The following is a 14128-nucleotide window of genomic DNA, read 5'->3' as shown; positions in this document are numbered from 1 at the left end:
GGAGCGGCCGGTGAACAACCGGTCTGCTCTGTGCTTCTACTTATATACTCAGAACGTATTATAGATCTTTACATACTGATTATAATAGTAAATGACCCTTTGTACATAGTGACGCGTCTCACCAAACGGAATATCTTTCACCGTATCGAATGAGCCGTCCCATACACCATCTCTGAGCCAACTGTTTACTTTACCTGGACCCGCATTATAGGCAGCGATCATAACCGCTTCATTGCCATCGAATTGATCGGACAGATTCCGCAGATACCATGTGCCTAATTGAATATTTCGTTCAGGCTCGTGCTTCAATTCCTCCAGCGAAGTGTCTGGAATTTTGGCTTGTTCCAGTATCCAGTTCGCGGTGTCCGGCATCAGTTGCATGAGCCCAATGGCACCTCGTTTGGATTCCTTGCTTGTCTTAAAATTGGTCTCCACCTTGATAATGGAAGCAATCAGAAACGGATCAACCTCATAACTCTGGGATTGGGCGCGAATCTCTTCCTTATAATGAATCGGATAGAACCATGCCATCCAGTTTGTATTCAGAAATAGCACGAGTACAAAGGACACAAACATCAACAGCAGTACACGTTTCTTGCGTAATATTTTCATAACAAACCCTTACGCTGTAGATATGAGTCAATTTGCTGCTCCGTCTCTGACCATAAGCCGCTGTTATCGATGACAATGTCTGCAAGCTGCTTTTTGCGCTCAATATCCATCTGTACATCCATCCGGGCTTCAGCCTGTGCCGCAGTCATTCCATCCCGACTCATCAAGCGATCTCGTTGAACAGACCTGGGAACATATACAACCATCACTTCCTCGAAACCATCTTCCAGACCCGATTCGTATAACAAAGGAATATCAGATACCACAAGTTTATCCGGATGTTGCAACGCGTATGCGGCGGCCCGTTCGCGCATCTCTCTACGGATTGCCGGGTGTGTGATGGCCTCCAATGCCTTTCGTTCCTCTGGTTGTTGAAAAACAATGCTTCCGAGCTTTTTCCGATCCAGTGTTCCATCTTCGTTCAGTATGGCTTGTCCGAACCGCTCAGCAGCGGCGGCCAAAACGGGATGCCCGGGCATCATAACTTCCCGGGCAATCACGTCTGCATCGATGAGCAACGCTCCCTTACTGGCGAGATAGGCGGAAACACTGCTTTTGCCTGTCGCGATCCCGCCGGTTAAGCCTATATTCATCGTTTCACCTCATAACAGCTTCATTATTCCCATAATCATTAACAATAGTGCTGGCAATACAGACAGTCTTCGCATCCAGCGCAGAGCTGAGAATCGCAGGCCAACCTTCATGCCGAGTGACAGAAACGCCCCACTAAACAGCGCAATAATGAGTGCCGTCCATAGTGTAGGGAATCCCAGAAGTGCCGCTCCCAATCCTGCTCCAAACGCATCCAGAGACAAGGCAATACCAAGCCACATCGCTTCTTGGGCAGATATACTCCCCGAGTTATCCATATCCGCCTTGGAGGGACTGCGAAGAATCTGAATGACGACCCCAAGCTTACGCAGCTCCAGTGTAAATACCATGCGTTCCAGCGATCCACCTGAAGCCGACTGCTCCAAATCCAGCGCAAGCACCTGGTTCCTGCCTTTTGAATCCGTCAGTGTCTCTTGTGCTTCTCCAACTCCAGTTGCCGTTGTTTCCGTTCCCTCGTTCGTTCTAGTGTCTGTTTCCAGCTGTTCTTTGCCCTGCTTTCGAATAAGTTGCAACAGTGACCATGCACCAATGCCTATCAATATGACGGCTCCCACAATCGAAGCGATATCCGGTGACACCACATGGGACAACAGCACACCTACTTGCATCGACAAGGCAATAACCAATCCCGAACAGATCGAAATAACAGCGATAGATAACAGGGGAATCTTAGTCCTCCGTAACCCATATGTAATCCCGACTCCAAAACCATCTAAACTAAGCGCCAAAGCAAGCGCCAGCAATGAAATAAAATGATGCAGCACCCCGGATTCCTCCTCTGTGCGGTACTCGTGCCAACTGAAGATGCCAGTATGGGTATACGCCCGCTTATTTCTGCCATATCAGTATATGGAGGGAGGAATCCAAGGGTGCTATGATTTCATCATTTCGTTCATTCAGTTCATGTTCAGCGGCTGACAGTTCGGACAAAAATGCGTACCACGGCCACCAACCACCGTTTTTTCGATTAACGTACCACATGTTGCACACGGCTCTGACTTACGTCCGTAGATCTTCAGTTGATGCTGGAACATGCCCATCTCACCCTGTCCATTCACATAGGACTTGATGGAAGATCCACCTGCATTCACTGCATCTTGCAACGTAGCCACAATCGCTTCATGGAGCACCGTTAACTGAGCTTCCGTCAGTGTCTTGGCGATGGTCTCGGGATGGATACCTGCGCGAAATAGAGCCTCGTCCACATAAATATTCCCAATGCCGACCACATATGCCTGATTTAACAGCACAGCTTTGATTTTGGTTGTGCGCTTGCCAACCGCCTCACGGAATGCAGTTACCGTAAAGGCCGGATCAAGCGGCTCCAGTCCCAGCTTCAGCAAAGGTTTCGATACCAGTTCCTCACCTGCATTGAACAGGTGCATCGTACCGAACTGACGCACATCCTTATAACGTAATTCCGTACCATCATTAAAATGGAAGATCACATGGGTATGCTTCTCCACATCTTCATGCTGCTCGTACACACCGTACCTTCCTTCCATCCGCAGATGGGAGACAAGCACCAGCCCGTCCAGCAAAATACGCAAAAACTTGCCTCGACGCTCCACCCCAATGACGGTATGTCCCGCGAGTTCCAGTGCAAATGCATCTATGTCGTCCGGCCGCTGAATAATCCGCGGCAAGCTAACGGTAACATGATCAATGGTCTTGCCCACAATAAGCTGATTCAATGTTCTTCTGACTGTTTCGACTTCCGGTAATTCCGGCATGATGTTCTCACCTCCCCTATATTATAACGGAAGATGGCGCTCAGCGGGACCCTTTTCTTATATCGAAAACATGGAAAGGTCTATTGTAAAATACCGGAAAAACCGCGCGGCGCTTGATTTATTTCGCTTCGTACCAGTTATCACCAAAGCTGACTTCGGCTTTCAGTGGAACCGACAGTTCCAATGCTTTTTCCATGACCGAAGGTACTAATTCCTTCATCAATTCCAATTCATCGGCAGGCACTTCGAATACAAGCTCATCGTGCACCTGAAGCAACATGCGGCTCTTCAGCTGGCGTTCCCGCAGCGCTTCATCCATCTGTACCATGGCCAGCTTGATGATATCTGCCGCAGTTCCCTGGATCGGTGTATTCATCGCCGTACGCTCTGCGAAAGAACGCAGGTTGAAGTTACTGGCATTAATCTCTGGCAGGTAGCGACGTCGTTCCAACAACGTTTTGACGTAACCATCCTGGCGAGCTTCCTTCACAATATCATCCATGTATCGGCGCACACCCTGGAATACTTCAAAATACTGATCAATAAACTGCGCAGCCTCTTTACGTGTGATGTGCAGGTTCTGTGATAAGCCATAATCACTTATTCCATACACGATACCAAAGTTAACTGCCTTGGCGGAACGACGCATATCACCATCCACATCCTCAGGCTTGACGCCAAATACATCCGAAGCGGTCTTCGTATGAATATCCATATCGTTGACAAACGCTTCCTTCAAGCGCTCATCGTCCGAAATGTGGGCCAGTACTCGCAGTTCAATCTGGGAATAGTCTGCTGCCAAAATGGACCATCCTGGCTCGGAAGGAACAAATACCTTCCGGATTTTGCGACCTTCCTCCATCCGAATCGGAATGTTCTGCAAGTTCGGGAACTGACTGCTAAGCCGTCCCGTTGCAGCAATGGTCTGACGGTAATACGTATGCACCTTGCCATCGCGATCGGAAATCTCTTTGAGTAACCCTTCCACATAAGTGGATTGCAGCTTGGCAAGCTGACGATATTGCAGAATATGCTTGACCACATCATTATAAGGAGCCAATTTCTCCAATACTTCCGCATCTGTGGAATAACCGGTTTTGGTTTTCTTCACCACTGGCAAGCCCAGTCTATCAAATAAAATCTCACCCAGCTGCTTCGGTGAATTCAGATTGAATTCCGTTCCTGACAGCTTGTAGATCTCAGCCATCAACCTGCTGATCTGCTCTTCAAACTCACTGCCCAAGGCTTGCAGATCGGCTGTATTGGCCTTGATGCCCTGTTTCTCCATGTCTGCCAATATGCGTGACAACGGCATTTCCAGCTCATGGAACAGCGAATTCATCTCATCCGTTTCCAGCACCTGCTCCTGAAGTGGAATAATGGCTGCTACTGCAGCTGCTTTGCGGCATAGGAAATCGCCCAAGATCTCTACTTCCGGCACCTTGTACTTAGCCCCTTTGCCCATAACCGTGTCATCCTCCACAAGTGATGGCAGACCATACTTGGTCGTGAGTCCACTAATCGTCTGGTTGGATTCCGTTGGATCAAGCAAATACGCCGCCAGTTGTACATCGAATGACGCACCAGCGAATTCAATGCCATGTGCATGCAGAGCCAGGTCTACACGATGAAGATCATACCCGCGCTTCGGCTGCTCTGAATTACCAAGCCATGCCCGCACCGGAGCTGCTGCCTCGGATTGAAGCAATTCGGGAGAGATGAATGTATATGCTCCAGCAGAACCTACAGCTAGTCCAATCAGTTTCGCTTGGTGTGGGTTATCCCCATGTGTTTCCACGTGGAGTACATCAATGGAATCGAGCGAACTGAACAGCTCACTGATCGTGTCCTCTGTTGCAATGGAGGATTGCACCTCGGCAGCAGGGACCGCTTCCTGTTCAGAACCGATGCTGCCACTGAATGACAGGCGTTCGAGCAAAGATTTGAATTCCAGCTTGGCCAATGCAGGGCCAGCATGTTCTTCTTTTAATCCGGCGAATTGCATATCCTCCCACGTCTGCTCCAGCGGTACTTCTCGGTGAATTGTCGCGAGTTGTTTGCTCATCCGGGCATCTTCGGCGTGTGCTTCGATCTTTTCCTTCATTTTGCCTTTCAGTTCACCTGTGCCGTTCAGCACATCTTCTACCGATCCGAACTGGTGCAAAAGCTTCAATGCTGTCTTCTCTCCAACTCCGGGAATCCCCGGAATATTATCGGACGCATCGCCCATCAGACCCTTGAGATCAATGATTTGCAACGGCGTCAGACCATAGCGCTCCTTAATCTGAGCAGGATCATACAGCTCGATATCGGTTACCCCTTTACGCGTCAGCCCGATATGTACATGTTCGGAGGCAAGCTGCAGCATATCTTTGTCACCCGATACAACGAGCACTTGTCTGCCCGCCTCATCTGCGCGTTTGGTTAACGTTCCGATGATGTCATCCGCTTCGAATCCAGCCAGCTCAAACTGAGCGATGCCAAGTCCTTTCAGCAGTTCTTTGAGCAAAGGGAATTGCTCAGACAACTCTGGTGGTGTTTTCTCCCGACCACCCTTGTATTCCTGATACCCTTCGTGGCGGAACGTGATTTTGCCTGCATCAAATGCAACCATGACATGTGTAGGCTTATGCTCTTCAAGCAGTCTCAGCAGCATCGTGGTGAAGCCATATACCGCATTCGTATGCAGACCTTTCGAATTGGTCAGAGGCGGCATTGCAAAAAACGCCCTGTAAATAATGCTATTTCCATCTATAAGAATAAACTTGTCCATTCCAGCACCTCGCGTATCATATGGTCAACCTTTTCAAATTACATCTACTCTCATGATACCATACCCACCTGTCACATCAAAAAGAATAGCCATCTTTTCACATCATTTTTACTCGCAAAAAAAGAACCTTCTCCGCAGACAGCCTGTGCACAGGCCACCCGGGAGAAAGTCCTTCATTTCGGTATTATTGCTATTCTTGCCAAGCATTGATTCCCCAATTCCAAAACAATGCTCTTTCTATTGATTCAGATCCGGACGTTTACCTGTCACCAGGTATACCGTACTCTCACCAATGTTGGTTGCATGATCACCAATACGTTCAATGTAACGTCCAACCATCATCAGCAACATAGCCTGAGAAGCCTGATTCGGATGCTCCGTCATTAACGTGTAGAGATCACTGATCATGTGACTGTACAATTGATCGACCTGATCGTCCGTTTGAGCCATTTTATAGGCCAGGTCTGTGTTTTCTTTCAGGAAAGATTCGATGGATTCATCAATCATGGATTTCACGATTTCTGCCATTTGTGGAATATCCACCAGAGGTTTAATCAGTTTCTGTCCATCCATCCGAAGGGTTACCTTCGCCACGTCGAGCGCGAGATCTCCCATACGCTCCAGATCACTGGAAATTTTGAAAGCAACGATAATACGTCTGAGATCCTTCGCCACCGGCTGTTGTGTGATGATCAGTTTAGAGCCAAGTTCCATAATCTTGTCTTCAAGGGCATTCAGATTCGCATCATTCTTGATGATGACCTGAGCTTTCTCCGCGTTCATCGTCTGCAAACTCTCAATGGCACCATCCAGTGCCGCTCCTACATGTTCACCCATTTGCTTGAGCAAGGTACGTAGCTCTTCAAGCTCCTGATCAAATTCTTTTCTGCGAATCATAGATTTCATGTCCTCCTTGTCCATCATCTCCGGGTATGCCGGGATCGTTTCAATTCAGCTCGCTTAACCGAACCTTCCCGAGATATAATCCTCGGTCCGGGAATCTTGCGGTGTGGAGAATAACGTCTCCGTATCAGCTGCCTCCACCACTTCACCATTCAGGAAAAATACCGTACGTCCAGATACCCGTGCCGCTTGGTGCATATTGTGGGTAACCATAATGATCGTGTACTTGTGATGCAATTCCTTCACCAGTTCCTCAATCTTCAATGTGGAGATCGGGTCGAGTGCCGATGTTGCTTCATCCATTAGCAGAACGTCAGGCTGTACAGCCAGCGCCCGTGCAATACAGAGACGCTGTTGTTGCCCACCGGACAAACTAAGTGCCGACTTTTTCAATACATCCTTCACTTCATCCCACAGTGCCGCATGAACAAGACTCTGTTCAACTAACTTATCCAGTTCAGCCTTTTGGGTTACCCCGTGCAAGCGCGGTCCATAAGCGACGTTATCATAGATGGATTTCGGGAAAGGATTCGGTTGTTGAAACACCATACCAACTCGTTTACGCAGTGTCTCCACTTCAATCTCATTACTGTAAATATCGGAGCCATTCAGCATAACCTGTCCTTCCACACGAACACCCGGAATCATGTCATTCATCCGGTTCAATGTGCGAAGCAATGTCGATTTACCGCAACCTGACGGCCCGATGAACGCAGTAACAGTTTTCTCCGGCAGATCCATCGATATATTTTTAAGCGCGTGATGCGTATCATAATATAAATTAAGATTTTCAATGTGAATGAGGTCCTTCATGGATGTTCACTTCTCCTTCGCTGCAGGGACACTGAAACTCCCTTTACGTTGAGACCGATGCTGATAATCCTTCATCACTGCTCGGCCATCTTTAATATCCTACCCTCTCATTGTAAAAACAGTATCACTTTCATGTTAACGGAATGTAAAAAGACATCCTTAACCTTCATGATCTGCTTAATGGATCAATCTGATTGCTGATGCCTGCCTTATTTATTGCTTATATATCACTCACTATCCGCAACCATCTCATCCAGCTTTATTCGAATATGCTCTGCGACTTCTCCAGCTTTCCCGCCTTCCATGGCGATCTCCTCTGCTATACGAGACAAATCTCTCACGGCACTGTTCAGCTTCCGGAACGTTGCTCCCCCAGAGGTCATATGCACTGAACTATCGTCGATCTCGGTTCCACTTGCCTTAACCAGTTCTACTGTCTGGAGGGTCAAGCCACCGATATTCTCAAGCAATGAAGACATGTTCCCAGCAACCTCACGGGTCTGTTTCGCGAGCGCTCGAATCTCACCTGCAACAATCTGAAAGCCTCGTCCGTATTCACCCGCGTGAGCTGCTTCGATGGAAGCATTTAGCGCAAGGAGTCCACTTTGATCTGCCAGGGATCGAATGGAAATTGCCATGCCCGAGCCGGTTTTGATCGAATCCAGCATGTAATCCGCATGTTGTCCTTGGCTCTCCATATGCTGATGTACGCGGTTATAGGAAGCATCGACGTGCTTCAGACTCTCTTCTCCATGCTCGGATATTGCCATGATCTCACGGGCTTCATGTACAGTCTGATTAGCCGCTTGCACCAGCTTGGTGACTGCATCATTAATTCTGGATATCTCCTGTCTGCTCTCGGTTACTGTACGTATCCGCTCTTCCGTAACAGCCTGTTGCAGTCTTCTGGATAGAGACATCACGTCACGCATCGTCAGCACACCGAGCAATCTGTCTTGTTCCGTAACGAGCAGACAATCATAGAAATGCTGTTCAGTGCGTCCAAGTGCAATATCAATAATCGTTGTGGCTTCCATATGAATATCCGCTATAACCGGAGATGCATTCGCTACTTGTATGACCGGTTTACGGTAGAACAGATCTGCGGCAAAACGACCATTCAACATCCGATATAACGTCTCACGCATTAATAATCCGGTCGGTTTCATCTGCTCATCACATAATACGATGCATGGGTGCTCCTGACCCTGATTCATCATCGTCGCAGCTTCTCCACAGGTCGTATGGACCCCGGCGACAGGAACCTGACGATAATAGTCATGCAAATCGATTACAGGCTCTTCAGCAACAGCCGTTACTTCATTATGCTTCATTTCGGGTGTAGTTAATTCTTCATTATGTAAAACAACAAGAGGCTGATCGGGTTTCACTTCGAGCAACATAGGCATAAATGCGCAATCTCCTTTACGTAATAGCTCCGTCTTGAGGTAGGTTATGTAGGTACAAAGTATCACTCAGATAAGTCCATGCTACTCCCTCTACGTAAAGAAAAATCTTCCTTTATGTTAAATGAACGTAAAATAAAACTCCCCGATCATTGCTAACTTGAATGATGGGGAGTTTTTCTTTTGACAACCAATTTATAACCTACACCGCGAATCGAATCAATGTGAACCGATTCCGGGTCTAGCTCCAGCTTTTTACGTAATGAGCTGACGTGAACGTCCACGGTTCGTTGACCTCCAATATAATCGAAGCCCCACACAGCGTTCATCAGATCATCCCTTGTGAGCACCACACCTGGCTTTTTGGCCAAATATAGCAGTACTTCAAACTCTTTCGGACGCAGACTGATGGATTGTCCACCCAGTGTCACTTCATACTTCAGAGGATAGATCTCCAGCTCTCCCAAAATAATTCGTGAACCATCCTTGTCCTCAGGCTGTGGTAAATCTTCACCATTGGAATAACGTCTTAATACCGCATCCACTCTGGCTAATAATTCCGATACACCAAATGGTTTGGTTATATAATCATCGGCACCCGATTTCAGCCCCTGTACAACCTCGGCTTCACCGGTCTTCGCCGTCAGAATGATAACTGGTGTACTGACACCCTGAATTCTTAACTTGTTCAGAATGTCCAGACCATTCATACCCGGGAGCATCAGATCCAGTAAAATCAGATCAAATTCCTGAGACAAGGCCCGATCATATCCTGCAGATCCGTGATCCTCAGCTGTAACGTCATAACCCTCTTGTGTCAGGTTATATGTGAGTAATCTTGATAATGTAGGTTCATCTTCAATAACTAGCAAACGCTGTGCCATGATACCCCTTCTCTCTTCATAGGTTGTCTGTTGCCACAACACTTTTTCTATCATAGCACCAAATTGTTAACGCTGTGTAAAACAATACATACTTTTTACATTTTGATACCTGACACCTACATCTCTTCGTCTTGAATGAATGGAAGAATAACACGGAAGGTTGTACCCATGCCCAGTTCACTCTCTACAGACAATTTGCCATGATGCAATTCCACCAGATGTTTCACAATGGAAAGCCCCAGACCCGTGCCTCCGGAATTACGGGATCTGCCCTTATCGACGCGATAGAATCGTTCGAAGATTCGCGGCAAATCTTTTTTCGGTATGCCAATTCCCGTATCCGACACCGCAAACACGACTTCCTCATCGTTATCCATTGTCACCTGCAACTTCACCCGTCCACCGTCGGGCGTATAGTTGATTCCATTGGATAAGAGATTGATGAATATCTGTTTCATTTTGTCTTCATCTGCTTCAATGTACAGTTCCTCGGGAACATGCATTTCCAGACGAATCTGCTTTTTCTCCGCCACTTTGGACAAGGTGCCCAGCACCATTTCGAAGAAAGAGTGCACATGAACAGGGGAGCATTGCAGCGGCGCACGTTTGGATTCAATTTTGGATAACTCCAGAATATCCCCGATTAAGCGGTTAAGTCGATCTCCCTCATCATAGATGATTTTCAGGAATGAGCGCTCCGTCTCCTTGTCCTGTACCCCGCCACTGAGCAACGTTTCCGCAAACCCTTTGACCGCAGCAACAGGTGTCTTGAGCTCGTGAGAAACATTCGCGACAAACTCACTACGCATCGACTCCAGTCGACGGATCGCCGTCACGTCCTGTAAAAGGAACAACATGCCTCGATACCCTCCATCATCTTCGGACATGGGTACCCCATCAATACGAATCAATTTTTCCTCCGGGTTGAACACACTCACTTCTTCATGCATCCGTTCTTTGAGGGCAACACTCTCTTCAATGGTACGGGTTAATTCGTAGTGTCTTTTCAGTTCAGTATAAGGCTTACCTGTAACCTTACCTGCCTGAATACCCAGCATACGCTCCGCTTCCCGATTGACCAGCGCAATGGATTGCCCTGCATCGATCATGACAATGCCTCCGGTCATATTCGCCAGGACACTCTGTAGCAGCGCTTCATTGTCACGAATCGTCTTCAGCTGAGACTGCAAGCTGTCTGCCATTCCATTTATCGCAAGTCCCAACTGTCCGATCTCATCTCTACGCGTGACATCCACTCTCGCATCGTATTCCAGCTTGGTAATGCGATGGGCCACTTTCGTAATATGCTCAATCGGTGAGGTTAATCCGCGTGCGACCCGATAACTGACAAACGCGACAATCAGGAACAGCAGTCCCAGTGCAGCAAACATGATCATCCATCCACGCTGAAGACCCTGATCCACAGCCTGCAAACTCATGGATAGACGGATGTAGCCATCAAATTTGCCGCTCGGAATTTCAATCATGTCACTTTGATCCGAATTCACAGGTAGTGCCACATACAGCATGTCCTGTCCCAACGTTTCACTGTAACGTATGGACTGCCCGTATCCATCTCCAACGGCACCCTTAATCTCCTCACGGTTCAAGTGGTTATCCATCGATGCCGGATCACTCTCGGAATCTCCGATAACCGTGCCATCTTTATTGATGAAAGTTACCCGGGAATCCGTCAGACGATCCAATTCCAGCGCCCGATCTGAATAATACTTTCGTGTAGCTTGCGAGGTTGGATCACTTGCATCATGGAACGGGAAGGTTGCTTTGAGCAAATTAATCTCGCGCACCATCGTTTGCTCCAGTGCGGTCGTATGCGTGGTCTTAAACACTCTGCCCATCGTATATCCAGCCACAATGACGGATACGCCGATCAGCACCATCATAATGATGGCAAGGCGAATTCGGAACGGTCTCATCTATCTCTTCCTTTATGATCAGATTAATATCTAATGACTCACACTCACTACAATGAATCCAGTTCAATTCGATCCCCACGGGTGCCAGGATTGGAAATAACGAGAAACTCCACTTCTTCTTCGCTCCGGTTCATCATCTGATGAGGCTCTCCCGGAGGAATCTCAATCCCTTCATGGGGTTCCAGCACAAACGTGTCTCCATTAAGTTCCATACAGGCTTCACCGCTGAGAATAAAAAAGAACTGACGGCTTATCGAATGATAATGTCGGATTTCTGCCGTTCCTGCGGGCATTCGTTCATGAATAATGCTGAGTGTTTCATTTTGAACGAGGTGCCAACCATCGCACTGCCCGCCCCATATATAATGTGCTGCATTTTGTTTGCTCATTTTCATATGACAGTCCCCCTGAAGTAAACTTGCTCGGTCTATCATATCACAGATGACATGGTGACTATTCCCATTCATCAGGAAACATATCGATCTTGACTACATTCAACTTTAGACAAGGCTAATCCTAAAATATCATGGTTGTATGAAGACTGATCCCGACTTTTGTAAAAAGAAGACTAAGATATTTGATCTTCATCAATTTGCCGAAAATTCGAAATTTATTCGAAATTAGACTGTTTCATGATACAAAGTGTATTCCTATGCTGCTTGGGCTGATGTACAATGTACAGTATGCAGATATGCTTTGACTAACATTACAGGCTTGATCATTCCAACCTAACATGGAGACCTGACAATGGAATCGCACATTAATTCATATATAACACTTGTAGCCACTTCAGCCGTGCTGAATGTCTTTTTGTGTTTATATACCTATTTCAGAAGATCCGAGATCCCCAGTTCCAGAGTATTCATTCTCTACACAGCAGCACTCTCCATATATACCTTCGGGTATGCCATTGAGCTGGCCAGCAACACGCTGGAACAGATGAAGTTTTGGACCACCGTGGAGTATATAGGCATGCCCTTCTCCGCATCTCTTGGTCTCATCCTGATGATAAAATATACCGGAAGAACGTTATCCAAAAAGGTAACTGCCGCGCTGTTTGTAATCCCTTCCATTACGCTATGTATGGTAGCAACCAATGATTTTCATCATCTTTTTTATAAAAAAGTATGGCTAAGAGAAGATAGTTCTGTACCTCTGATGGATATCGCAGTAGGCCAATGGTATGTTGTACACGGTGCATTCACGTTCTCCTGTTTGTTGTGTGCCTGTCTTATTCTGATCGGACAATGGAAACACACCAAGAAGATGTATCGTCGTCAATTACTTACGCTGATCACTTCGCAGATTATTCCCATGGTCGCAGCCTTTCTGTACTTGCTTGGTTTGACGCCAGGCGGCATGGACCCTGTCCCGGTGCTCATGTGTATCACATCTGCCATGTACATCTGGGCGATTCTATCCTCTCGTCTCCTGACCATCGTCCCGATCGCCAAGGACAGTATTTTCGAGAGCATGCGTGAAGGTGTTATCGTACTGGATAGTTCGAATCGTCTGGTCGATTACAACCGATCTATGCGTGACATGTTGCCGGAGATTAATCCGACCATGATCGGCCGACCCTTGGATGACATATGGCTTAACCTTGCTGGAGAGACTTTTCCGGTTGAATATGGCAGGGAAGGATTGCAAATGGATCTGTACTGGCAGTTAAATGGAGAGACCGTATGTTATCAGGTCAGGACATCTTACGTGTATAACAAAGATGCGCAGACCGTGGGTAGTCTGATTATGCTTATCGATATAACGGAACAACGTTTCTTGCAAGAACAACTGAAGCAACTGGCTTATTTCGATGGTCTGACCAAAATTTACAACCGCACTCAATTTTTGCATAAAGGTCGGGAAATTTTAAGTGAAGCCCTCCTTAATCTGCAACCTGCCTCATTTATATTATTTGATATTGATCACTTTAAACGCATCAACGATACGTACGGGCATGATGTTGGCGATCAGGCTATCATTCATGTTGTCTCCGTCTGTAATCGGTACCTGAGCCCTGAAATGTTGTTTGCTCGTTATGGAGGAGAAGAGTTCGTGATCGCTCTTCCGAATACCTCGCTCCAGGAGGCCGAAAAACTTGCGGAGCAACTGAGAGTTGCCTTGTTGAATGAACCACTCGATGTTCAGGGAGTCCCTATTACGCTGACCTCAAGCTTCGGTATTGCTCAGTACAATGGAGGTGTGGATTCGCTGGAGTCCCTGTTACGCGACGCTGACACTGCCTTATACGAGTCCAAGCGCAATGGTCGGAATGCAGTTCGTGTCCATGCTGTGAGTACAGTCTAATCAATACAGACCGTGTCTGATGGGATATGTATGGTGACGTGTTTTATAGCCATCTCTGTAGCTCCAGTTCACATAACCTGACTCTCTGCCGATCTCTTCATCGCAACAACTAAAATAGACAGCCCAAGAGGCTGTCTATTTTTCATTC

General features: G+C 47.2%; 12 protein-coding genes. 1 reads left to right on the top strand and 11 read right to left on the bottom strand.

Annotation, left to right across the window (positions count from 1 at the left end):
* Positions 1-48 precede the first annotated feature (48 nt).
* From NYE45_RS09435 to NYE45_RS09385, 11 genes are all read right to left on the bottom strand, one after another.
* Complete coding sequence (locus tag NYE45_RS09435; RefSeq protein WP_062833563.1) at positions 49-612, bottom strand: lytic transglycosylase domain-containing protein; 564 nt, start codon at positions 610-612, stop codon at positions 49-51.
* Positions 609-1205, bottom strand: coding sequence for a dephospho-CoA kinase (coaE, locus tag NYE45_RS09430; protein ID WP_340016476.1), 597 nt, complete (start codon positions 1203-1205; stop codon positions 609-611). The genes NYE45_RS09435 and coaE overlap by 4 nt, the downstream gene beginning before the upstream one ends.
* A 9-nt stretch (positions 1206-1214) precedes the next feature.
* Complete coding sequence (locus NYE45_RS09425; protein WP_340017343.1) at positions 1215-2030, bottom strand: MntP/YtaF family protein; 816 nt, start codon at positions 2028-2030, stop codon at positions 1215-1217.
* Between the two features lie 90 nt (positions 2031-2120).
* A complete protein-coding gene (gene mutM / locus NYE45_RS09420; protein WP_169478690.1) occupies positions 2121-2957 on the bottom strand; it encodes a DNA-formamidopyrimidine glycosylase in 837 nt (278 codons plus the stop codon).
* Between the two features lie 118 nt (positions 2958-3075).
* Positions 3076-5730, bottom strand: coding sequence for a DNA polymerase I (polA, locus tag NYE45_RS09415; protein ID WP_340016475.1), 2655 nt, complete (start codon positions 5728-5730; stop codon positions 3076-3078).
* Positions 5731-5967: 237 nt separating this feature from the next.
* Positions 5968-6627, bottom strand: a complete 660-nt coding sequence (gene phoU, locus NYE45_RS09410) for a phosphate signaling complex protein PhoU (RefSeq protein WP_017689478.1) — start codon at positions 6625-6627, stop codon at positions 5968-5970.
* 63 nt (positions 6628-6690) lie between these two features.
* The gene (pstB, locus tag NYE45_RS09405) at positions 6691-7446 is read right to left on the bottom strand and encodes a phosphate ABC transporter ATP-binding protein PstB (protein WP_340016474.1); all 756 of its coding nucleotides are present in this window, start codon (positions 7444-7446) and stop codon (positions 6691-6693) included.
* A gap of 227 nt (positions 7447-7673) precedes the next feature.
* Positions 7674-8855: a methyl-accepting chemotaxis protein gene (locus tag NYE45_RS09400; protein ID WP_340016473.1), complete on the bottom strand. Its 1182-nt coding sequence runs from the start codon at positions 8853-8855 to the stop codon at positions 7674-7676.
* Between the two features lie 152 nt (positions 8856-9007).
* A complete protein-coding gene (locus NYE45_RS09395; protein ID WP_062833557.1) occupies positions 9008-9736 on the bottom strand; it encodes a response regulator transcription factor in 729 nt (242 codons plus the stop codon).
* A gap of 116 nt (positions 9737-9852) precedes the next feature.
* Positions 9853-11673: an ATP-binding protein gene (locus tag NYE45_RS09390; RefSeq protein WP_062833556.1), complete on the bottom strand. Its 1821-nt coding sequence runs from the start codon at positions 11671-11673 to the stop codon at positions 9853-9855.
* A 47-nt stretch (positions 11674-11720) separates the two neighbouring features.
* Entirely contained in the window at positions 11721-12068 is a 348-nt protein-coding gene (locus NYE45_RS09385; RefSeq protein ID WP_340016472.1) for a cupin domain-containing protein, read from the bottom strand.
* A 352-nt stretch (positions 12069-12420) separates the two neighbouring features.
* Between NYE45_RS09385 and NYE45_RS09380 the strand changes: the two genes are divergently transcribed.
* Positions 12421-13980: a histidine kinase N-terminal 7TM domain-containing protein gene (locus tag NYE45_RS09380; RefSeq protein WP_340016471.1), complete on the top strand. Its 1560-nt coding sequence runs from the start codon at positions 12421-12423 to the stop codon at positions 13978-13980.
* The last annotated feature ends 148 nt before the right edge of the window (positions 13981-14128 follow it).

The sequence above is a fragment of the Paenibacillus sp. FSL K6-1318 genome (assembly GCF_037976905.1).
Lineage (GTDB): Bacteria > Bacillota > Bacilli > Paenibacillales > Paenibacillaceae > Paenibacillus > Paenibacillus amylolyticus_A.
Note: the sequence above shows the minus strand (reverse complement) of the source record. Positions and strands in the feature narration are given on the sequence as shown.